We start from the raw sequence: 20,283 nt of genomic DNA, 5'->3' as shown, positions 1-20,283 counted from the left end.
ACCACCTGAACTTACTGCGTCACGCCCTCGCTGATCTCGCCTCAGGCCGGCTTGATCCCTTCCAGCACCGCAAAGGACGTCTCCCGCGCGGTGCGCAGAAAGTCGACCATCCACGGGGCTTCCCGGGTGTCTTCGCGGATCGCTGCTGGAATAGAGAGTGTGCTCCCGTCTTTCAGGCAGGCTTGATCCCTTCCAGTACCGCAAAGGACGTCTCCCGCGCGGTGCGCAGAAAGTCGACCATCCAGGGGGCTTCCCGGGTGTCTTCGCGGATGGCGGCGAAGAGCGTGCTCCAGACACCATCCTCGCCCAGCGCGACGGCCTTGACGTAGTCCCGCTCCAGGTACTCGGTCAGTGCCCAGTTGGGCAGCGCACAGACTCCGCGACCGCTGGCCACCAGTTGCATCATCATGATCGTCAGTTCGGCGGTGCGCACCTCCCTGGGGGTGACGCCGGCCGGGTCGAGGAACTGGGTGAACACATCCAGACGCGAACGTTCCACCGGGTAGGTGATCAGGGTCAGGTCGGCCAGATCCTGCGGCGAGACGTGGGAGCGCCCGGCCAGGGCATGCTGACGCGCCACGGCGAGCAGGCCTTCGTAGCGAAACAGCGGCTCGTAGTGAACGCCGGGCAGGGGTTGGGGGTCGGCGGTGATCACCAGATCGAGCTGCTCGCGGGCCAGCGCCGGCAGCGGATCGAAGTGGTGGCCGCCGGGGATGTCGATCTCGACCTCCGGCCAATGGTCGCGGAAGTGATCCACGGTGGGCATCAGCCACTGAAAGCAGCTATGACACTCGATCGCCATGTGCAGGCGGCCCTGCTCGTTGCCGGCCAGGCGCGCCAGGTCACGCTCGGCCATGCGCACCTGGGGCAGGATCTGTTCGGCCAGGTTCAAGAGGCGCAGCCCGGCTCGGGTGAACTCCACCGGCCGGGTCTTGCGCAGGAACAGTGGCCCGCCCAGACGCTCCTCCAGATCCTTGAGCTGGTGGGACAGCGCCGACTGGGTCAGGTGGACCCGTTCGGCGGCCTCCACCAGGGAGCCGGCGTCGCGCAGCGCTATCAGAGTGCGCAGATGACGGAGTTCGAGCATTATCGTGAGCTTCTTTCATAGTAAAGATTAAGAAGTTTAGTTTGATTCACCCTTCGGATGCCAGCGACACTTCGTCGTATCATTCATGATCAAGGTGAATCACCATGACTTTTTCTCATATTCTGGGGTATCCCCGCATCGGTGCCGACCGCGAGCTCAAGCGCGCCACCGAAGCCTACTGGAAGGGCGACGCCGATCGGGCCAGCCTGGAGGCGACCGGTCGCGAGTTGCGCAAGCGTCACTGGCAGGATCAGCGCGAGGCGGGACTGGACCTGGTGACGGTGGGCGACTTCGCCTTCTATGACCAGGTGCTCAACGTGTCGCTGCTGCTGGGTGCGGTGCCGGCGCGTTTTGCTGCCAAGGCCGAGCTCGAGCGTGGTGAAGTCGATCTGGACACCGCCTTTCGCATGGCCCGGGGCCGCGCGCCCAGCGGCGAGCCCGCCGCCGCCTGCGAGATGACCAAGTACTTCGATACCAACTATCACTATCTGGTACCGGAACTGCACCAGGGGCAGGACTTCCGCCTGGCCAGCACGCGGCTGTTCGACGAGGTCGTCGAGGCGCAGCAGCAGGGGCACGCGGTCAAAGTGGCGCTGGTCGGGCCGCTGACCTGGCTGTGGCTCGGCAAGGAGCGGGGCGAGTCGTCCTTCGATCGTCTGGCGCTGCTCGATGGTGTGCTGGCGGTCTACGCCGAGGTGTTCGCCAGACTCGCCAAGCTGGGTGTGGAGTGGGTGCAGCTCGACGAGCCGGCCCTGGCCCAGGACCTGCCCGGCGACTGGAAGGTAGCCTTCGAACGTGCCTACCATCATCTGCAGGGGTCGGGGGTCAAGCTGCTGGTGGCCAACTACTTCGGCGGCCTCGGCGACAACCTGACCCTGGCGGTCAATCTGCCGGTGGCGGGGCTGCACCTGGACGCCGTGCGTGCCCCACAGGAGGTCGAGACGGTGGTCGACCGTCTGCTGCCTCACAAGGTGCTGTCGCTGGGCGTCATCGACGGACGCAACATCTGGCGCGCCGACCTGGCTGCCCTGCGCGATCAGTGGACCAACGCCGCCAGCCGTCTGGGCGAGCGTCTGTGGATCGCCCCCAGCTGCTCGCTGCTGCATGTGCCGGTGGACCTGGAGCGCGAGACCGAGCTCGACGCCGAGTTCAGAAGCTGGCTGGCCTTCGCTCGCCAGAAGCTCGGCGAGACCGTGACCCTGGCAAGACTGCTCGCTGGCCGGGTGCGACCCGAAGACGAGGCGCTGCTGGCGGCTTGCGTGCAGGCGATTGCCTCGCGGCGTGAGTCGCCACGGATTCATCGTCCCGAGGTCGGGGCACGCCTGGCGGCGCTTGGCGAGGCCGACAGCCAGCGCCCGAGCCCCTATCTGCAGCGTGCCGAGCAGCAGCGTCGCGCCCTTGGACTGCCGCTGTTTCCGACCACCACCATCGGCTCCTTCCCCCAGACCGCCGAGATTCGCGCTGCCCGTCGTGACCACAAGGCAGGACGCCTGTCCGCTGACGACTACCACGCCAGGATGCGCGAGGAGATCGCCCAGGCGGTGCGGCTGCAGGAAGAGCTGGGCCTGGACATGCTGGTCCACGGCGAGGCCGAGCGTAACGACATGGTCGAGTACTTCGGTGAGCAGCTCGACGGTTACGCCTTCACCCGCTTCGGCTGGGTCCAGAGCTATGGGTCACGCTGCGTCAAGCCACCGATCCTGTTCGGCGACGTGAGCCGTCCAGCACCGATGACGGTGGAGTGGAGCCGCTACGCCCAGTCGCTGACCGGGGCGCCGATGAAGGGCATGCTGACCGGCCCGGTGACCATGCTGCAGTGGGCCTTCGTGCGCGATGACCAGCCTCGCGCGACCACCTGCCGCCAGATCGCCCTGGCACTGCGTGACGAGGTGTGTGACCTGGAGGCGGCAGGCATTCGCGCCATCCAGATCGACGAGCCGGCGCTGCGGGAAGGGCTGCCGCTGCGCAAGGCCGAGTGGCAGGAGTATCTGGACTGGGCGGTGGAGGCGTTCCGCCTGTCGGCCAGCGGCGTAGCGGATGCGACCCAGATCCACACCCACATGTGCTACTCCGAGTTCAACGACATCATCGCCTCCATCGCCGAGCTGGACGCCGACGTCATCACCATCGAGACCTCGCGCTCCGACATGGAGTTGCTCGACGCCTTCCGTGACTTCGACTATCCCAACGAGATCGGACCGGGGGTCTACGACATCCATTCACCGAACCTGCCCGAGGTGGACTGGATGGTGGCGCTGATGGAAAAGGCCGCCGAGCGCATCTCGCTGGAGCGGCTGTGGGTCAACCCGGACTGCGGCCTCAAGACCCGTCAGTGGGATGAGGTGACGCCGGCGCTGGCCAATATGGTCCAGGCCGCCAAGGAGCTGCGTCGACGCCACGCCTGACGACCGCGCAGCACTAGAGGGCCCACGACGCCGGGAAGCGCGGTTGAACGTTCGTCGATTGTGCGAGGGGGCGATCCCATGGTGGCAGAGCCGCGCCTTTTGACGATGTGGCTGGTAAGCTTCGCCAGTAGGCCCCGACAGGGACACGCCAGACGGCACCTGGCGGGGCCACGGAATCGTACTGATGTCGTGATCGAAGGAGCCTGTCATGTGTCGTCCCGCTGTCGTCTCACCCCTCCTTGTCGTGATGCTGAGTGGACTGGTGGGGTGCGCCACTACCAGCGCTCCCGGTCCTGCCAGCGAGCAGACCGATCGCGCGGAGCGGCGCGGTTCCTTTACCGATGCGCCGGTGGAGCAGAAGGCGCCGCTGCTGCCCTCTGCCTACTTTGTCGGTGATGGCGCTACCTTCGTTGGCTGGCGCTGTTCGCCGAGTCAGGACATGGTCTCGGCGACCCAGGAGGATTCGCTCAGGTTGTGGACCACCCACGGTGCCGAGCAGTTGCCCCAGGCGGTGGTGGACCAGGGCGAGCGTTACCAGCGAGGGGAACTCAGCGCCCATATCATTGGTGATCGGGCGGTGATCAAGAGCTCCCGCGGTCGGCTCGAGTGCGAGGCCCGTACCCGCCGCGACTCCCTACGGCGCAGCGACAAGCCCGGGGTGATGTTCCTGGCCCGGGGCAACGAGCCAGGCTGGCACCTCGAACTGGCCAATGACGTGCCGCGCATCGACATGAGTCTGGACTACGGCGAGCGTGAAGTGAGCCTGCCCTATCGCGTCACCACCCTGGACAACGGTGCCGGTCGAGTGATCCTGGAAAGCGGCCGCGCCGATGCGCCCTTCGAGCTGCGCATCGAGGCCGGTGCCTGCTTCGATGATATGGCGGGCACGCCCTGGCCGGCCCAGGTCACCTTGAACGTCAACGGACGTCAGCTGCAGGGGTGTGGGCAGGGCATCGCGCCCTGACGGGGGGCGACGTGGACGCGCTTGGCAAGCCGACGAAAGCGTCCTTGGCTTGTGTAGCCAGCACACGCGAATAAAGCGCCGAGCGGCGCTTTATTCGTTTTTATCGAAAGATATTCCGAGATTTATTCGCTTTTCGACAATTTTATTGGCGGTAAACTGTGCGCAGACATCATCTTCCACAGGAGCTCGCCATGACCCGCGTACTGCTTGTCACCTCATCCATCCTCGCCGACCAAGGCCAGTCCACCCAGCTGGCACGCCACTTCGAGCGCCTGGCGCGCCAGCGTGACGATATCGAGATCACCCATCGCGACGTGGTCGCCGACGACCTGCCACACCTGGGCCTCGACGAGCTGTCCAGCTGGCAGGTGGCGGACGCAGAGCGGAGCGAGGCACAGCGCGAGCTGGCGACGCGCTCCGATGAGCGTCTCGCCGAGCTCGAGGCCCACGACGTGCTGGTGCTCGCCGTGCCGCTTTATAACCTGGGCATTCCCTCCCAGCTCAAGGCCTGGTTCGACCGTATCCTGCGCGCGGGCAAGAGCTTCCGCTACACCGAGAATGGCCCGGTGGGGCTGCTCGAGGGCAAGCGTGCCATCGTGCTGGGCGCTCGCGGCGGTCAGTACGCCGGTAGTGCTCTGGATACCCAGACACCGCACCTGCGCCATATGCTGGGCCTGATCGGCATCAATGAGGTCGAGACGGTGTTTGCCGAAGGGCTCAGCATGGGAGATGAGCACAAGGAAGCGGCCCTCACCACTGCCCACGCCGAGATCGAGGCGCTGATCGCCAGGCTGTAAGCCGCGCCCGACGTCTGAAGACACTGATTCGCAAGCCGCCGTGGCCCTGGCCACGGCGGCTTGCGTATGGTGATCGTTGCTCAGGGAAGAGGCCGACACCCGGCCGGGTGTCAGCGAGCGTCGCAGTCGTCGCCTGCGCCCAGCTGCCAGCGGGAATCGACGAAGTCAGCGACACACAGCGCGGGCTGTGGTGACAGCATGCGCTCGAACAATTGCCCCATGGGGCGCTGGCTTGCGCTCATCGGTAGTTGCAGGGTCGGTTCCAGGGCGCGCCAGTTGCCATCCTGGCGCTGTGCCAGGGCGAAGCGAAACGGATGGAAGCCGGGAAAGCCCAGGCGCAGGTCGGTGGCCAGCAGACGTTCGGCGTCTCCCTTGCGCTCCACCTCGTAGCGCACAAAGGGGCCAGCGAACCAGGCCAGGCGGCGACCGCTGTCGAGCTCCAGGGCGGCAGCCTCGAGTTCGGTACCGCGTCGAAACAGTTCGACGACCGGGCGGGTATCTCCGTCGAGCAGGCCGATCAGCGTCTCGGCGTGGCGATCGCCGTCCACGGCGGTGACCCGCCACAGCAGGATCGAGAAGGGCGCCGGCTGGATCAGGCGCGGTGCCTCGGCCATGTCCACTCGGTCGAGCGCCTCGTCGGCCCTGGCATCGACCCAGCCGCGCGCGCCCAGCGCCAGCAGCAGGTACAGCGTCGAGATCACCAGGCCCCAGCTGGCGGCGCGTTGCAAGGTCGCTGGCCGATGGCCACGCCACAGTGCGATCACCAGCGCGACCAGCAAGGCCAGGGTGTAGGCCGGGTCGATGATGAACACCAGCGGGGTAGCGCTGGGCGCGGTGACCTCGAGTGGCCACCACAGCTGGGTGCCGTAGGTGGTCAGCGAGTCCAGCAGCGGATGGGTCACCAGGCACAGCCAGAAGAACAGCCACCAGCGCAACAAGCCAAGGCGCTGCAAGTCCAGGCCCTGTGCCGGGCTTAAGCTCAAGCCCAGTCCCTCTGCAGGGCGTCTGGCCCGGCGCTCGGCCAGTCGCTCGGCCAGTCGCTGAGCTAGCCCGGCCAGCACCAGCGAGAGCCCCGTCAATACGAAGAGCGAATGACTGAAGCCACGGTGGTAGGTGACGTTGGCCACGGCGTCGCCGTAGTCGATCAGCACGTCCAGGTCCGGCAGGCTGCCGACCACCGCGCCGGCGAGCAATGACTTGCGGCCCAGGTGACGGCCCAGTACCGCGCCTCCCAGGGCCGCGCCGAGGGCGGCCTGGGTCAGCGAGTCCATGGTGGCGCCGCCGCCAGTACTCGGGCCTGCACCGGGCAGTCGTCGCGGTGGGCGCCGGCCAGGTAGCCCGCGCTCATCAGGAACTCCTTGACGATCTCCGGGCCGGTAAAGCGAAAGTGACGCTTGAACAGCTTCACCCAGTCAACGTGCTCACGGGGGTGGTGGGCATCGAGCCAGGCCTGAAAGCCGCCGTGGGACTCCCGCATGGCCTGGATCACCCGGGCGTTGTGGATCACCGCCTCGATCTTCAGGCGGTGACGAATGATGTCGGCGTCGGCCAGCAGACGTGCCCGATCGTCGTCGTCGTAGGCGGCGACCCGATCGACGTCGAAGCCGTCGAAGGCGCGCTTGAAGCCCTCGCGCTTCTTCAGCACCGTAAGCCACGACAGACCGGCCTGATTGATCTCGAGTGCCAGGCGCTCGAACAGGTCGGACTCGCCTCGGATCGGGAACCCGTATTCGCTGTCATGGTAGGGCCCGTGCAGCGGATGCCCCGGGGCCAGGTCGCAGTACTCGCTCATGCGGCTTGCTCTTGTTGGTAGGATGTCTCGATTCCCCTGGGACCGACCTGCGCTGGGACAAAAAGGGTACCGACTCGGCATACCCTTGATGGCGCGATTCTGCGATCCTGAGGCCTGTCCTTCTCTTTTTCCCGTCAGGAGATCATACGCGATGACACGTCTTTCTCGCGCCCTGGGTGCCGTTCTCATGGGTGTCTTCAGCCCGCTTGCACTGGCCGCCGGCCTGGACATGCACAAGGATCCCCACTGCGGCTGCTGCAGCGCCTGGGCCGAGCATATGCGTGAGGCCGGCTTCGAGGTGCGTCTTCACGATAGCCCCGACATGGCGGCGGTCAAGCAGCGCCTGGGAGTTCCCCAGGCGTTGGCGTCCTGTCATACCGCTACCCTGACCAATGAAGACGGCAGGCGCTACCTGATCGAGGGCCATGTCCCCGCCGAACAGGTGGCCTGGTTGCTGGAGACGTCCCCGGACATCGATGGTCTGGCGGTGCCGGGCATGCCCCATGGCTCGCCCGGGATGGAGACCGGTCGCCTCGATGACTACGCGGTGCTTGGCTTTACAGTCGACGATGCGCGCGCCATGGTAGTGGCCCGTTACCCCTGAGCCCGCGCAGCAGACGCGGCCCCCTGAACCCCGAGGAGACCCGAATGCAATTTCTACACACCATGGTGCGTGTCAGCGACCTCGACGCCTCTCTGCACTTCTATTGCGACCTGCTGGGCCTCAAGGAGGTGCGTCGCAAGGACAACGACAAGGGACGCTTTACCCTGGTGTTCCTGGTGGCGCCAGAGGACGAGGAGCGCTCAAGCCAGCTCAACGCGCCGGAGCTCGAGCTGACCTGGAACTGGGACCCGGAGGAGTACCAGGGCGGACGCAACTTTGGCCACCTGGCCTATCGCGTCGATGACATCTACGCCCTGTGTCAGAAGCTCATGGACAACGGTGTGACCATCAACCGGCCCCCCCGCGACGGCCATATGGCCTTCGTCAGGAGTCCGGACGGCATTTCAGTGGAATTGCTGCAGAAGGGCGACGCCCTGGAACCCGCCGAGCCCTGGGCCTCGATGGAGAACACCGGCAGCTGGTAGCGAGCGAAGGGCCGCTGTCGATCGTGCCAGCGAGCGGCGCCGAAGGGGCGCGAAGGGATGGGGGAGCCGACTCCCCCATCGACGCCTTGTCTTGCAGCTTGCCACGTGACCCGCCGCGCGGGCGTCGTTTGCTCAGGCGGGGATGGCGCTGTCTCTCAGCAGGTGTGACGACAGTGCCGGCCACTGGTCTTCCCAGTGCTCGGTGGGGCGGTGGCGGTAGTCGCTGCGCACGTACTGGGCGATGCGTCCCTCGATCTGGGCGGTCAGCAGGTTGGCGCCGGCGCTGGCCGGCATCGCCAGCCGGCGACCCTCGCGCAGCTCCGCCTCGCGTAGTACCTGCTTGAACTGGGTATCCAGCCGCTCGAACAACTGGTGGATACGCTGCCTCAGTCGCGCCGTCTCGCCGGTCAGTACGTCGCCGCCCAACAGCCGCGACAGGCCCGGGTTCTTTTCGGTGAAGGCCAGCACCAGGGTCATGATCTGATGGCAGCGCGGCAGCGCCTCCTGCTGCTCGTCGAGGATGCGCGTGATGCGCTCGAACAGGGTCTCCTCGATAAAGCTGATCAGGCCCTCGTACATCCTGGCCTTGCTCGGGAAGTGGCGGTAGAGCGCTGCCTCCGAGACGCCGACCTGGCGCGCCAGGGCGGCGATGGTGATGCGCTTGCCGCTGTCTTCTTCCAGCATCATGGCCAGCGCCTGCAGTATCTGGTCCCGCCGACTTGGGGTCTTTTCCTGCGTCATGATATCGAATTCTTTTGTCGTTGATGGCCCGCCGGGGCGCCGGCGGGCGAGTTCCCTTGCGTCCGGAGCTTGTGCCCGGTTCGCACTTCCTTGCGTCGCTATCGTGTCGTTATCGTGTCGCTTTCGTATCGCCCTGGTACGGGTGCTTCAGTTGGGCGATTCGTTGGTGATCAGGGTACCGACACCCGCGTTGGTAAAGATCTCCAGCAGGGTGGCATGGGGCACCCGGCCATCGACGATATGGGCGCTGACGACCCCGTCCTTGACCGCGTCGAGGGCACAGCGGATCTTCGGCAGCATACCACCGTGAATGGTGCCGTCGGCGATCAATTCGTCGACCTGAGCGGTGGAAAGTCCCGTCATCACCTCACCGTCGCGGTTCATCAACCCGGCCACGTTGGTCAGCAGCATCAGCTTCTCGGCGCCGAGTGCCTCGGCCACCTTGCCGGCCACCAGATCCGCATTGATATTGTAGCTGCGACCCTCGCCGTCGACCCCGATAGGGGCGATCACGGGAATGAAATCCCGGGCGGCGAGCATCTCGATCAGGTCGGTGGAGACGTGTTCCACTTCGCCCACATGGCCGATGTCGATGATCTCGGGCGCCGTCATTTCCGGGCTCTGGTGCTCGACCTTGAGCTGGCGCGCGCGGATCTGGGCGCCATCCTTGCCGGTCAGGCCGATGGCCTTGCCGCCGCACTGATTGATCTGGTTGACGATATCCTTGTTGACCAGTCCGCCGAGCACCATCTCGACCACGTCCATGGTCTCGGCGTCGGTGACACGCATGCCACCGACAAAGCGCGACTCGATGTTGAGCTTGGCCAGCAGATCACCGATCTGCGGGCCGCCGCCGTGGACCACCACCGGATTGATGCCGACTTCCTTCATCAGCACCATGTCCCGGGCGAAGGAGTCGATCAGGGCGTCCTCGGTCATGGCGTTGCCGCCATACTTGACCACCACGGTCTTGCCGGAAAATTTCTGGATATAGGGGAGGGCCTCGGAGAGGACCTCCACCACCAGGCGCGGATCGCGTGCCTGTTCGCTCATGGGCGTCATGTCTCCTGCACGTCAGTTGGGTAGGGTGAGCGAGGCGTCCACGTCGGCCAGCGCCTCGGCAAAGCGCGTGCGAATGCGCTCCAGCGCGGCGGCGTCGTTACCCTCGAAGCGCAGCACCAGCATCGGCGTGGTATTGGACGCGCGGCACAGACCCCAGCCATCCGGGTAGTCCACGCGGATGCCGTCCAGGGTGGTCTTGACACCCTCGTCACCGAAGTCACCTTCCCGGGCCAGGCGCGCGACCAGGTCGAACTTGGTCTCGTCGGTGACCTCGATGTTGATCTCCGGGGTGCTCAGGTTCTGCGGATAGCGATCGAAGAAGGTGTCGGCGTCGCCGTCGAAGCGCGACAGGATCTCGAGCAGGCGGGCGGCACCATAAAGGCCGTCGTCGAAGCCGTACCAGCGTTCCTTGAAGAAGATGTGGCCGCTCATCTCGCCGGCCAGCAGGGCGCCGGTTTCCTTCATCCGTGCCTTGATCAGGGAGTGGCCGGTGCGCCACATCTCCGGCGTGCCGCCGGCCTTCTCGATCACCTCGATCAGCTTGCCGGTGCACTTGACGTCGAAGATCACCCGGGCGTCCGGATTGCGACTGAGCATGTCCTCGGCGAACGCCATCAGCAGGTGGTCGGGGTAGATCAGGCGCCCCTTGGGGGTGATCACGCCGAGGCGGTCGCCGTCACCGTCGAAGGCCAGACCGATGTCGGCGCCGTGCTCGGCCACCGCGTGGATCAGGTCCTTGAGGTTCTCCGGCTTGCCGGGGTCCGGGTGGTGGTTGGGGAAGTTGCCGTCGATGTCCTCGAACAGCGGCACGGTGTCGGCACCGAGCTGTTCGACCAGGCGCGGGCCCAGTTCACCGGCCACACCGTTGCCGCAGTCCACCACCGCCTTGATCGAGCCCGACAGCGAGACGTCGTCGAGGATGCGCTTCAGGTAGGCGTCACGCACATCGTGCTCGGACACCTGGCCCTGGCCTTCGCGCAGATCGCCGTTCTGAAGGCGAGTGTAGAGCGCGGTGATCGCCTCGCCAGAGAGCGTCTCGCCCCCCAGCACCATCTTCAGGCCGTTGTAGTCCGGCGGGTTGTGGCTGCCGGTCAGCATGACCCCGGAGCGGGTGCCTTCCAGGGTGTGGGTGGCAAAGTACAGCACCGGCGTCGGCACCATGCCGATGTCGACCACGTCACAGCCGCTGGCGGTGAGGCCGCGGGTCAGGGCCTTGATCAGGCGCGGGCCGGAGAGTCGCCCGTCGCGGGCCACCACCACACGGGATTCGCCGCGGGCCTGGGCTTCGCTGCCGATGGCCTGGCCGATCGCCTCGACCCCGGCTTCGGTCAGGGTCTCGTCGACGACGCCTCGAATATCGTAGGCACGAAAGATCGTGGAGGGGACTTGAGTCATGTGAGGGTCCTGTCCTTTTGACGTGGCGCTTGAATGAACGGGTAGTCGAACCTGGGGCGTCAGTGGCGGCCGGAGCTGCCGAAACCGCCGCCGCCGCGAAGGCTCTCGGAAAAGTCCTCGACCACTTCCAGCTCGGCCTGGACCACCGGCACCAGCACGTACTGGGCCAGACGTTCGAAGGGCTCGAGGGTGAAGGCGGTGGTCGATCGGTTCCACACCGACACCATCAGTTCGCCCTGGTAGTCGGAGTCGATCAGGCCGACCAGGTTGCCGAGCACGATGCCGTGTTTGTGGCCAAGCCCCGAGCGGGGCAGGATCATGCCGGCCAGGCCCGGATCGGCGATATGGATCGAGAGCCCGGTGCGGACCAGTTCGCAATCCCCGGGGGCCAGCGTCAGCGGCGCGTCGAGCAGGGCGTGAAGGTCCATCCCGGCCGAGCCGTCGGTGGCGTAGCGGGGCATGCGCTCCTTGATCCGTTCATCGAGGATCTTGACGGCGAGGCGAGGGCGCGAGGCAGTGTCGTGCATGAAAGGTCCTTGGTCTTGGGCAGCCAGACAGGCTTCCTGATAAATAAGTGGTGTCGTGGCTCAGCGCGGGTTCGGCCGCACCGTCTGACGTCGCGCCTCGAGGCAGGCTCGGGCCTGGGCGATGATGGCCTGGGCCAGGCTGGCCTTGTCCTGGTCGGTCTCTTCGCGGCGGGCGAGAGACTCGCCGTCGCGCCACACCAGGGTTGCGGCATTGCGGTCCGAGCCGAAGCCGAGTCCCTCCCGGGAGACGTCGTTGGCGACGATCATGTCGAGCCCCTTGCGCGCGAGCTTGCCCTCGGCGTAGCGCACCACGTCGCGGGTCTCGGCGGCGAAGCCGACCATCAGCGGACGCGGATCGCGGGCAGCCAGGGTGGCGATGATGTCGGGGTTCTTGACCAGCTTCAGGGTAAGACCGTCGTCGTCATCGCGCTTCTTTATCTTGTGTTCGGCCGGAGCCTCGGCGCGATAGTCCGCCACCGCCGCGCAGCCGATGAAGATGTCGCAGCCATCCATCAGCCCTTCGGCTGCGGCGAGCAGTTCTTCCGCGGTTTCTATGTCGTGGCGGGCAACGCCCGGGGGCGTCGGCAGACTGACGGGGCCGGCGATCAGGGTGACACGGGCGCCACTGTCCCGGGCCGCTTCCGCCAGGGCGAAACCCATCTTGCCGGAGCTGTGATTGGACAGGTAGCGCACCGGATCCAGCGGCTCCCGGGTGGGGCCGGCGGTGATCACCACATGAAGGTCTGCGTCCGGGGGCACTGCTTCGCCTTTCTCTCCCACGACGCCTGTCGCTGTCCGGGGCGTGGAGGGAGAGCCGGCATCCAGCAGGGCGCCGAGAATGGCCTCCGGTTCCATCATGCGTCCCGGGCCGACGTCGCCACAGGCCTGGTCGCCCTGGTCGGGGCCCAGCAGGGCCCAGCCATCCTCGACCAGCCGGGCGGCGTTGCGCTGGGTCGCCGGATGGCGCCACATGGCCTGGTTCATCGCCGGGGCCAGCATCCGCCGGGCGTCGCTGGCCAGGCAAGCGGTGGTCAACAGATCGTCGGCCATGCCCTGGGCCAGGCGCGCCATCAGGTCGGCGGTGGCGGGGGCGATCAGAATAAGGTCGGCCCAGCGGGCGAGTTCGATATGCCCCATGCCGAGCTCGGCGTCGGGGTCCAGCAGCGAGGTGCGTACCGCGCGTCCGGTCAGCGCCTGCAGCGTCAGCGGCGTGATGAAGGCCTGGGCTCCCTCTGTCATCACTACCTGCACCTCGCAGCCCGCCTGCACCAGCAGTCGGGCCAGAGAGGCGCTCTTGTAGGCGGCAATACCGGCGCTGATGCCCAGCACAACCCGCTGCCCGGGGCGCAGGCCGCCGGGGCCTGAGCCGGTCAGGCCGCAACCGGAAGAGGAGGGAGCGTGCAACATGAAAAAAGTCCGCAGCCAGAGTCAGCCCTCTACCTTACCACCGGTACCGGATCATGCGTAGCCGCGCACCCTGGCTCCAGATCAGGCAGACCGCACTAGACTCAACGGGTATGTCGGCGCTCGCCGACAGGGCGTGAGGGGAGGATGTGACAAGAGTGTGTGAGAAGAGGGTGTGACGACAGGATGTGGCGGCTGCGTGTGAGAAGAGGGTGTGATGACAGAGCGTGTCGAGAGGATGTGACGACAGGGTGTGACGAGAGCAACGGAGCAGGAGACAGGGATGTCGATACGAGACTGGCCAGAGGGCGAGCGCCCTCGCGAGAAGCTGCTGACGCTGGGGCCCACCGCGCTATCCGACGCCGAGCTGCTGGCGATTGTGCTGCGGGTCGGGGTGGCAGGACGCTCCGCGGTGGACCTGGCACGGGACGTACTGGGTGCCTTCGGCGGACTGCGTGCCCTGCTCGAGGCGCATCAGCAGGAGGTCTGTGCCCAGCGTGGCCTGGGGCTTGCCACCTTCGTTCAGCTGCAGGCCGCCCAGGAGATGTCGCGCCGTCATCTGGCGAGCTATCTGGAGCGGGGTCAGGCGCTGAATTCTCCCGCGCGGGTCAGGACCTTTCTTTCCGCTCAGCTTCGTCATCTGGACCACGAGGCCTTCGCCGCACTGTTTCTCGACGCCCAGCATCGGGTGATCCGCTTCGAGGTGCTGTTTCGCGGCACCCTGGACAGCGCCTCGGTGTACCCACGTGAGGTGGCCAAACGTGCCCTGGCGCTGGGGGCGGGCGCCTTGATCCTGTGCCACAACCATCCCTCCGGGGTGGCCGAGCCCAGTGATGCCGACCGGCGTATCACCGATCGCCTGAAAGAGGCGCTGGGCCTGTTCGATATCCGTGTACTGGATCATTTTGTGGTGGGAGACGCAGAAGTGGTGTCATTTGCCGAGCGAGGTTGGGTATAATGCGCCGCGCGCAAAGAGAGCTGGCCCAGGCGGGGCGAGGATCGTCTCGATCCTATCGCGTCCTGGCCGGGCGACTCTCTACCCGAACACGTCACGTCATCGCCGTCGACGCAGCGGAGCCGTTTCGAGCACCTCGACACGGGCCGTGAGCGAGCGACCTGGCGAACGTTGGTGTATCCCTTGCCCATGGAGGCAGGGTCTGGTATAAAGTGCACCCTTTGAATTCCCTTGGGTCAAAAGCACGGGGCTCATGACAGGGCTCGAGGTTGCTGAGGGCATGATGAATGCGGACTTTCGCCGGCACCGCGCGGCCAGTCTGCGACACATCCCTTCGGTTCTCGCCCTTCCCGGTTTGCCCGACAGGTTTTGAACAACTCGCCACGCGGTTGGAGGCTCTCATGTCCAAAGTATGTCAGGTTACCGGCAAGCGCCCGGTGACTGGTAACAACGTTTCACACTCCCAGCGCAAGACCCGTCGTCGTTTCTTGCCGAACCTTCACAGCCATCGCTTCTGGGTCGAGTCCGAAAAGCGTTTCGTGACCCTGCGTGTTTCCTCCAAGGGCATGCGCATCATCGACAAGAAGGGCATCGAAGAGGTGCTCAGCGATATCCGTAAGCGCGGCGACGCCATCTAAGGATGACGTCCTCGGGAGCCCACTGGTTCGCCTGAGCGAACGGCCTCCGCCGACTTGAATGACTGGCCTGGTGTGCACGACGCGTACCAGGCGGCAAACTGGGAGAAGTCTCATGCGTGACAAGATTCGTCTGGTGTCCAGCGCCGGTACCGGCCACTTCTACACCACCGACAAGAACAAGCGTAACACTCCGGACAAGATGGAAATGAAGAAGTTCGATCCGGTGGTTCGCAAGCACGTGATGTACAAGGAAGCCAAGATCAAGTAAGGCTTGATCTCGCTTCCACCGCAGGCGAGTTGTCGCCTGTCACCGAGAACCCGGCCCCGAGGTCGGGTTCTTGCGTATGTCCCTGTCAGCGGCCCCGGGCGATGGCGTGATGTCGCTCGCTGCTCGCCGCTCTAACCTCAGGCCCCAGGTGTGCCATGCCCGAGCTTCCCGAAGTCGAGACCACCCGGCGCGGCATCGCCCCCCATGTACAAGGGCGCGAGATCCGTGAGGTGCTGGTGCGCCAGTCGCGCCTGCGGGTGCCGGTGCCTGAGGATCTCGCCGATCGTCTGATCGGCGCCCGCCTCGGCGAGATTCGCCGTCGCGCCAAGTACCTGCTGCTGCCGGTGCTGTCGGGCGAGGGCGGTGAAAGCGTCGAGAACGGCGAGACGGTCGCCAGCACCGAGGGTACCTGTACGGCCGCGTCCCGGTCGGACGACGGCGGCGGAGTGCGCGAAAAGGGCACCCTGCTGTGGCACCTGGGCATGTCCGGTAGCCTGCGTATTGCCCGCCTCGGTGAGCTGCCCAGGAAGCACGACCATGTGGACCTGGTGCTCGAGGACGGCGTCATCCTGCGCTATCACGACCCGCGTCGTTTCGGCTTCGTCGATTGGCTCCGGGACGACGAGGCCCACGATACCCGCTTGTCGCGGCTAGGCCCCGAGCCGTTGTCGCAGGCCTTCGACGGCGCCCGGCTGTACGCCCTGTCGCGGGGGCGCCAGGCGGCGGTGAAGCCGTTCTTGATGGACAATGCCGTGGTCGTCGGGGTGGGTAATATCTACGCCAGCGAAGCGCTGTTTCTGGCCGGTATCGATCCGCGCCGCGCGGCCGGTCGCATCGGACGCGAGCGCTACGATCGCCTGGCCGCCGCCGCCAAGGAGGTGCTGGCCGCGGCCATCACCCAGGGCGGCACCACCCTGCGCGACTTCGTCAGCGGCACCGGCGAACCCGGCTACTTCGCCCAGCGCCTCAACGTCTATGGGCGTGCCGGCGCACCCTGCCGCCGATGTGGCGGTGAGCTGAAGCACGTGACCCTGGGGCAGCGTGCCAGTGTCTTTTGCCCTCGTTGCCAACGTTAGTCCTGTCGATGCTTGAAGGGCTCGCCCAATTATTCATGTAGTTTCCGTAGAGAGAGTGATCACCGTGACTCGTCCGCTGCGCCTGAAAAAGAACGCCGATCGTCGCCTCAAGTCCGGCCACCTGTGGCTGTATTCCAACGAGATCGACATCGCCGAGACGCCGCTCAAGGGGCTCGAAGTCGGTGAGCAGGTCATCGTCGAGGCCGCCAATGGCAAGCCCATGGGTCTGGCCTACGTCAATCCCAACTCGCTGATCTGCGCCCGCATCGTCTCGCGTGACCCGAGCATGCGGCTGGATCGCTCGCTGCTGGTACATCGCCTGAATCAGGCCCTGGCGCTGCGCCAGAGCCTGTTCGACAAGCCCTTCTACCGCCTGGTCCATGGCGAGGCCGATCTGCTGCCGGGGCTAGTCATCGACCGCTACGCCGAGGTGCTGGTAGTCCAGCTCAACACCGCCGGCATGGAAGCGGTGAAGGACGAGCTGCTCGACGCACTCGACAAGGTGCTGTCCCCTGCCTGTGTGGTGCTGCGCAACGACACCAGTGGTCGTCGTCAGGAAGGCCTCAGCGAGGTGGTAGAGGTGGTCAAGGGCGAGCTGCCGGAGCAGGTGCTGCTGGAAGAGAACGGCGTGCAGTTCGCCGCCCCCGTGCTCGACGGCCAGAAGACCGGCTGGTTCTACGACCACCGCATCAATCGCGCCTGGCTCAATCAGCGGGTGGCCGGCAAGCGGGTGCTGGACCTGTTCAGCTACGTCGGTGGCTGGGGCGTGCAGGCGGCGGCCCATGGCGCCAGCGAAGTGCTGTGCGTGGATGCCAGCGAGTCGGCGCTGGATCGCGTCGCCGAGAACGCCGCGCTCAACGGCCAGCACGAGCGGGTCGCTGTGGGTCACGGCGACGCCTTCGAGGCGCTGGCGGCGCTCAAGGCCGACGGCGAGAAGTTCGACGTGATCGTGCTCGATCCGCCGGCCTTCATCAAGAGGCGCAAGGATATCGCCAACGGCGAGCGTGCCTACGCCCGACTCAATCGCGACGCCATGCGCCTGCTGGGCCGCGACGGCCTGCTGCTGTCCGCCTCCTGCTCCATGCACCTGGCACAGGATCGCCTGGTCGACGTGGTGCGCGGTGCGGTACGTCACCAGGATCGACAGGGACAGATCCTTTTCCAGGGCCACCAGGGACCTGATCACCCGGTGCACCCGGCGATTCCCGAAACCGCCTACCTCAAGGCGCTCGGTGTGCGCGTCTTTCGCGACTGAGCAAGGCGCGATTGAACAAGGCATGAGCTAGATAGGCGCGACGTGACTCGCCGTGGCTGAACACGCTGGGCCGAACACGCTGGGCCGAAAAAGGCGCAGGGGCTTGCCTCGGGCGATGGAAGTGTCACATCGTGCCTGGGCAAGCCCGCGCCAAGGAAGACACCATGACCGAGGTTCCCTGGACCCTGATCTTTGCCCACGGCAACGCCCTGCTGGTGGGCCACGTGCGCAACCTGCTCGACGCCGCCGGGATCCCCTGCGAACTGCGCAACATGACCCTCGGCGGTGGCGCCGGGGAGCTGCCGCCGCTGGAGTGCGAGCCCCAGGTGTGGGTCGCCGAGCACAACCGTGAGCGAGCCGAAGCGCTGGTGAAACAGGCGCTCGAGGAGCCAGCGCCGGACAGCGCCTGGCGCTGCCGGGCCTGCGGCGAGGAGCTCGAAGGGGCCTTCGATACCTGCTGGAACTGCGGTGGCCGCAAGGAGGACGATCATGACCGCTGAACAGGGTGCCTTCGACTGGGATCTGCCCCGGCCCTTCGTGATCGACATCCTGGTGGCGCCCGAGGCCATCGACCACTACGGCCACGTCAACAACGCCCAGTACCTGCGCTGGGTGGAACAGGCCAGCTGGGAGCACTCCGGCCAGCTGGGTCTGACCCTGGAACACTACCGGGCGCTGGATCGCGCCATGGCGGTGCACCGTCACGAACTCGACTATCTGGCGCCGGGTTTCGAGGGCGAACGCCTGGCCATGGCCACCTGGATCGTCGCCTGCGACTCGCGCCTGACCCTGACCCGCCGCTTTCAACTGATACGCCCGCAGGATGGTGTCACCCTGCTGCGTGCACGTACCCGCTACGCCTGCATCGCTCTCTCAAGCGGCCGTCCCCGCCGTCTTCCTCCCGAATTCGTCAGCGCCTACGGCGGCGCCCTGGTCGCGGAAAGCTGACGATAACGTCCTGACGACAGGGACCTGACCACACAGACCTGAGCGTACACAGCTGGCCTCCGCCCCTTCCGGCAATTTTCTGGCACCCTGGGTGTCGAGTTGGCGAATCTCAATACTGGCAGCTTTTTTGTCCTGACCCTGGGTGTGATAGGTCGCACTTTGTTCCTGAATGCGTCTAAAGACTCCCTGGGTTCATGGAAGAACTGCAGCACTTTGGACCACGAGGTAGAGGCGGGAGGGTCAGCCTGGTGGCCGTGGACGGCGACGTGGTCAACGACCGCCTCAGCGAGGTGGCCCTGGGAGTCAGGATTTGCGGGTGTGTTGTGCCACTTAACAGATATGTTATAACATAACATTTTGTGCGAGTGTGATGGTCTCAGACGCCTTGTGCAATCGGCGCGGCGGGAGGAGCGGTGAGATGCCAACGATGGATGACGCAGCGCATCTTCTCGAGATGCCGGACGACGACTACATCAACGGTGAGCAACTGGCGTTCTTTCGATGCCGATTGCTGCAGGAACGGGCGCTGGTCGAGGAGCGACTGCAGGAGGTTCGCCTGCGCATGTCGGCTCGAGAAAGGTCGAGCGACGATCTGGACCAGGCAGCCCAGGAGGAAGAGCTTCAGCTGCAGCTTCGCCAGGCCGACAGGGAAACCCGCTTGCTGGCCAATATTGCCAGCGCCTTGAAGCGCGTCGAGACGGGTGAGTACGGCTACTGCGAGGAGACCGGCGTTCCCATCGGACTTCCCCGGCTGTTGCACCGGCCCACGGCGCGCTTGTGCCTCGAAGCCAAGCAGCGCCAGGAACAGAGAGAACATCACTTCGCCAGGACGCGGAAGTAGCGGCGCCGGTAAGCATCCACCGCTTGTGACCGTGATGGCCGCCCCAAGGGCGATGCTGAGTCCGGACGAGTGCCTGCTCGGTGGGCTTGTCCACGGATGATCCAACCGGCTCAGCGAAGGCGGTGGCGTATGTCGCATCAAGATTCGCCCATGCCGACTACGCCGGGCGACGATTACTATCTGATTCGCAGGAATCACAACCAAGGAAGCATGAATGATTCGCAAGAATCCCTACGGTGATTTGCCGGTTGTCCACCCCAGCGCCTTTGTCGATCCCACGGCCATTCTCTGTGGGCGGGTGATCGTCGAGGAGAACGTCTTCATCGGCCCCTACGCGGTCATTCGTGCCGATGAGGTCGATGCCGATGGCAAGATGGAGCCGATGATCATCGGCGCCCACTCCAATATCCAGGACGGCGTCGTCATCCACTCCAAGTCCGGCGCGGCGGTGATCATTGGTGCACGCACGTCGATTGCGCATCGCGCCATCGTGCACGGTCCCTGCGTGGTCGGAGAGAGCGCCTTTATCGGTTTCAACAGCGTGCTGTTCAACTGCACTATCGGCAAGGGCGCGGTGGTGCGCCATAACGCCGTGGTAGATGGTTGCGACCTTCCCGACGACTTCTATGTGCCGTCCACCGAGCGCATTGGCCCCGGGACCGATCTGGACACCCTGTCCCGAGTAACGGTCCAGGATTCAGCGTTTTCCGAAGACGTGGCCCGCACCAACAATAGCCTGGTGGAAGGGTATAGGCAGATCCAGAACTCTTTCTAGCCCGGCGCCCTGGTTCGAGGATAGGCGGATGGCCTCCGGGCGGCGAGACGGGAGGTTTGGCAACCGCAAGCGCTTGTGCGCCTGATGCAAGGCGAAGGAGGGGGTTATCACCCTTTGTAGGCGACGGTTGTTCGCTGTCGCCAATCCGCTACGCGTTTTTTCACGCCTTGTCAGCTTGTGTTCATGTGGGCTTAATGCCGCGCTCACTCGCCTGACAGGATGCAACGAGCGGCCCACGGTAGCCTCGGGATGTGCCTTCATCCC

Annotated in this window: 22 protein-coding genes; 14 read left to right on the top strand and 8 right to left on the bottom strand. The window is 65.6% G+C overall.

What is annotated here, in order from left to right; all coding sequences use genetic code 11:
* Positions 1-172 precede the first annotated feature (172 nt).
* Entirely contained in the window at positions 173-1,087 is a 915-nt protein-coding gene (locus KUV74_RS08405) for a LysR family transcriptional regulator (protein WP_045991224.1), read from the bottom strand.
* 104 nt (positions 1,088-1,191) lie between these two features.
* On the opposite strand from KUV74_RS08405, the gene metE reads away from it, so the two are divergent.
* The 3 genes from metE to KUV74_RS08390 all read left to right on the top strand — a co-directional run bounded on the left by metE (position 1,192) and on the right by KUV74_RS08390 (position 5,253).
* Complete coding sequence (gene metE, locus KUV74_RS08400; protein WP_222516088.1) at positions 1,192-3,492, top strand: 5-methyltetrahydropteroyltriglutamate--homocysteine S-methyltransferase; 2,301 nt, start codon at positions 1,192-1,194, stop codon at positions 3,490-3,492.
* 208 nt (positions 3,493-3,700) lie between these two features.
* Positions 3,701-4,456 carry a COG3650 family protein gene (locus tag KUV74_RS08395; RefSeq protein WP_108132266.1) on the top strand — a complete coding sequence of 252 codons (756 nt, stop codon included), beginning with the start codon at positions 3,701-3,703 and terminating at the stop codon, positions 4,454-4,456.
* 191 nt (positions 4,457-4,647) lie between these two features.
* The gene (locus KUV74_RS08390; RefSeq protein WP_108132267.1) at positions 4,648-5,253 is read left to right on the top strand and encodes an FMN-dependent NADH-azoreductase; all 606 of its coding nucleotides are present in this window, start codon (positions 4,648-4,650) and stop codon (positions 5,251-5,253) included.
* A gap of 110 nt (positions 5,254-5,363) precedes the next feature.
* On the opposite strand, the gene KUV74_RS08385 is transcribed toward KUV74_RS08390, so the two are convergent.
* Together KUV74_RS08385 and KUV74_RS08380 are read right to left on the bottom strand one after the other, a co-directional pair.
* Entirely contained in the window at positions 5,364-6,524 is a 1,161-nt protein-coding gene (locus KUV74_RS08385) for a metal-dependent hydrolase (protein ID WP_222516087.1), read from the bottom strand.
* The gene (locus KUV74_RS08380) at positions 6,512-7,045 is read right to left on the bottom strand and encodes a DNA-3-methyladenine glycosylase I (protein WP_222516086.1); all 534 of its coding nucleotides are present in this window, start codon (positions 7,043-7,045) and stop codon (positions 6,512-6,514) included. The genes KUV74_RS08385 and KUV74_RS08380 overlap by 13 nt, the downstream gene beginning before the upstream one ends.
* A 151-nt stretch (positions 7,046-7,196) precedes the next feature.
* Between KUV74_RS08380 and KUV74_RS08375 the strand changes: the two genes are divergently transcribed.
* Complete coding sequence (locus tag KUV74_RS08375; protein WP_222516085.1) at positions 7,197-7,649, top strand: DUF411 domain-containing protein; 453 nt, start codon at positions 7,197-7,199, stop codon at positions 7,647-7,649.
* A gap of 44 nt (positions 7,650-7,693) precedes the next feature.
* Positions 7,694-8,134 (top strand): VOC family protein, encoded by a 441-nt coding sequence (locus KUV74_RS08370; protein WP_124803516.1) that lies wholly within the window; start codon positions 7,694-7,696, stop codon positions 8,132-8,134.
* A gap of 132 nt (positions 8,135-8,266) precedes the next feature.
* Here KUV74_RS08370 and slmA read toward each other — a convergent pair whose 3' ends face one another.
* The 5 genes from slmA to coaBC all read right to left on the bottom strand — a co-directional run bounded on the left by slmA (position 8,267) and on the right by coaBC (position 13,266).
* Complete coding sequence (gene slmA, locus KUV74_RS08365; protein WP_222516084.1) at positions 8,267-8,875, bottom strand: nucleoid occlusion factor SlmA; 609 nt, start codon at positions 8,873-8,875, stop codon at positions 8,267-8,269.
* A gap of 147 nt (positions 8,876-9,022) precedes the next feature.
* A complete protein-coding gene (argB, locus tag KUV74_RS08360) occupies positions 9,023-9,928 on the bottom strand; it encodes an acetylglutamate kinase (protein WP_045991215.1) in 906 nt (301 codons plus the stop codon).
* 21 nt (positions 9,929-9,949) lie between these two features.
* Positions 9,950-11,332: a phosphomannomutase/phosphoglucomutase gene (locus tag KUV74_RS08355; RefSeq protein WP_222516083.1), complete on the bottom strand. Its 1,383-nt coding sequence runs from the start codon at positions 11,330-11,332 to the stop codon at positions 9,950-9,952.
* Positions 11,333-11,391: 59 nt separating this feature from the next.
* Positions 11,392-11,859, bottom strand: a complete 468-nt coding sequence (gene dut / locus KUV74_RS08350; RefSeq protein ID WP_045991213.1) for a dUTP diphosphatase — start codon at positions 11,857-11,859, stop codon at positions 11,392-11,394.
* 60 nt (positions 11,860-11,919) lie between these two features.
* Positions 11,920-13,266: a bifunctional phosphopantothenoylcysteine decarboxylase/phosphopantothenate--cysteine ligase CoaBC gene (gene coaBC, locus KUV74_RS08345; protein ID WP_108132271.1), complete on the bottom strand. Its 1,347-nt coding sequence runs from the start codon at positions 13,264-13,266 to the stop codon at positions 11,920-11,922.
* A gap of 280 nt (positions 13,267-13,546) precedes the next feature.
* Here coaBC and radC point away from each other — a divergent pair, with 280 nt between their 5' ends.
* From radC to KUV74_RS08300, 9 genes are all read left to right on the top strand, one after another.
* Positions 13,547-14,221, top strand: a complete 675-nt coding sequence (gene radC, locus KUV74_RS08340) for a RadC family protein (protein ID WP_124803508.1) — start codon at positions 13,547-13,549, stop codon at positions 14,219-14,221.
* Between the two features lie 398 nt (positions 14,222-14,619).
* Complete coding sequence (gene rpmB / locus KUV74_RS08335; RefSeq protein ID WP_045991211.1) at positions 14,620-14,856, top strand: 50S ribosomal protein L28; 237 nt, start codon at positions 14,620-14,622, stop codon at positions 14,854-14,856.
* Positions 14,857-14,968: 112 nt separating this feature from the next.
* Entirely contained in the window at positions 14,969-15,124 is a 156-nt protein-coding gene (gene rpmG, locus KUV74_RS08330) for a 50S ribosomal protein L33 (RefSeq protein ID WP_016856547.1), read from the top strand.
* 155 nt (positions 15,125-15,279) lie between these two features.
* Entirely contained in the window at positions 15,280-16,200 is a 921-nt protein-coding gene (gene mutM, locus KUV74_RS08325; protein WP_222516082.1) for a bifunctional DNA-formamidopyrimidine glycosylase/DNA-(apurinic or apyrimidinic site) lyase, read from the top strand.
* Between the two features lie 64 nt (positions 16,201-16,264).
* Positions 16,265-17,455, top strand: a complete 1,191-nt coding sequence (locus KUV74_RS08320) for a class I SAM-dependent rRNA methyltransferase (protein ID WP_045991285.1) — start codon at positions 16,265-16,267, stop codon at positions 17,453-17,455.
* A gap of 164 nt (positions 17,456-17,619) precedes the next feature.
* Positions 17,620-17,955 (top strand): DUF2007 domain-containing protein, encoded by a 336-nt coding sequence (locus tag KUV74_RS08315; RefSeq protein ID WP_108132274.1) that lies wholly within the window; start codon positions 17,620-17,622, stop codon positions 17,953-17,955.
* Positions 17,945-18,403 (top strand): acyl-CoA thioesterase, encoded by a 459-nt coding sequence (locus tag KUV74_RS08310; protein WP_222516081.1) that lies wholly within the window; start codon positions 17,945-17,947, stop codon positions 18,401-18,403. The genes KUV74_RS08315 and KUV74_RS08310 overlap by 11 nt, the downstream gene beginning before the upstream one ends.
* 418 nt (positions 18,404-18,821) lie before the next feature.
* Positions 18,822-19,244: a TraR/DksA family transcriptional regulator gene (locus tag KUV74_RS08305; protein ID WP_222516080.1), complete on the top strand. Its 423-nt coding sequence runs from the start codon at positions 18,822-18,824 to the stop codon at positions 19,242-19,244.
* A 214-nt stretch (positions 19,245-19,458) separates the two neighbouring features.
* Positions 19,459-20,019 carry a carbonate dehydratase gene (locus tag KUV74_RS08300; protein ID WP_124803500.1) on the top strand — a complete coding sequence of 187 codons (561 nt, stop codon included), beginning with the start codon at positions 19,459-19,461 and terminating at the stop codon, positions 20,017-20,019.
* The last annotated feature ends 264 nt before the right edge of the window (positions 20,020-20,283 follow it).

It is taken from the genome of Halomonas sp. DP1Y21-3 (assembly GCF_019801245.1).
GTDB lineage: Bacteria > Pseudomonadota > Gammaproteobacteria > Pseudomonadales > Halomonadaceae > Halomonas > Halomonas litopenaei.
The sequence above is the reverse complement of the archived record's forward strand: the minus strand, read 5'-3'. Positions and strand labels throughout refer to the sequence as shown.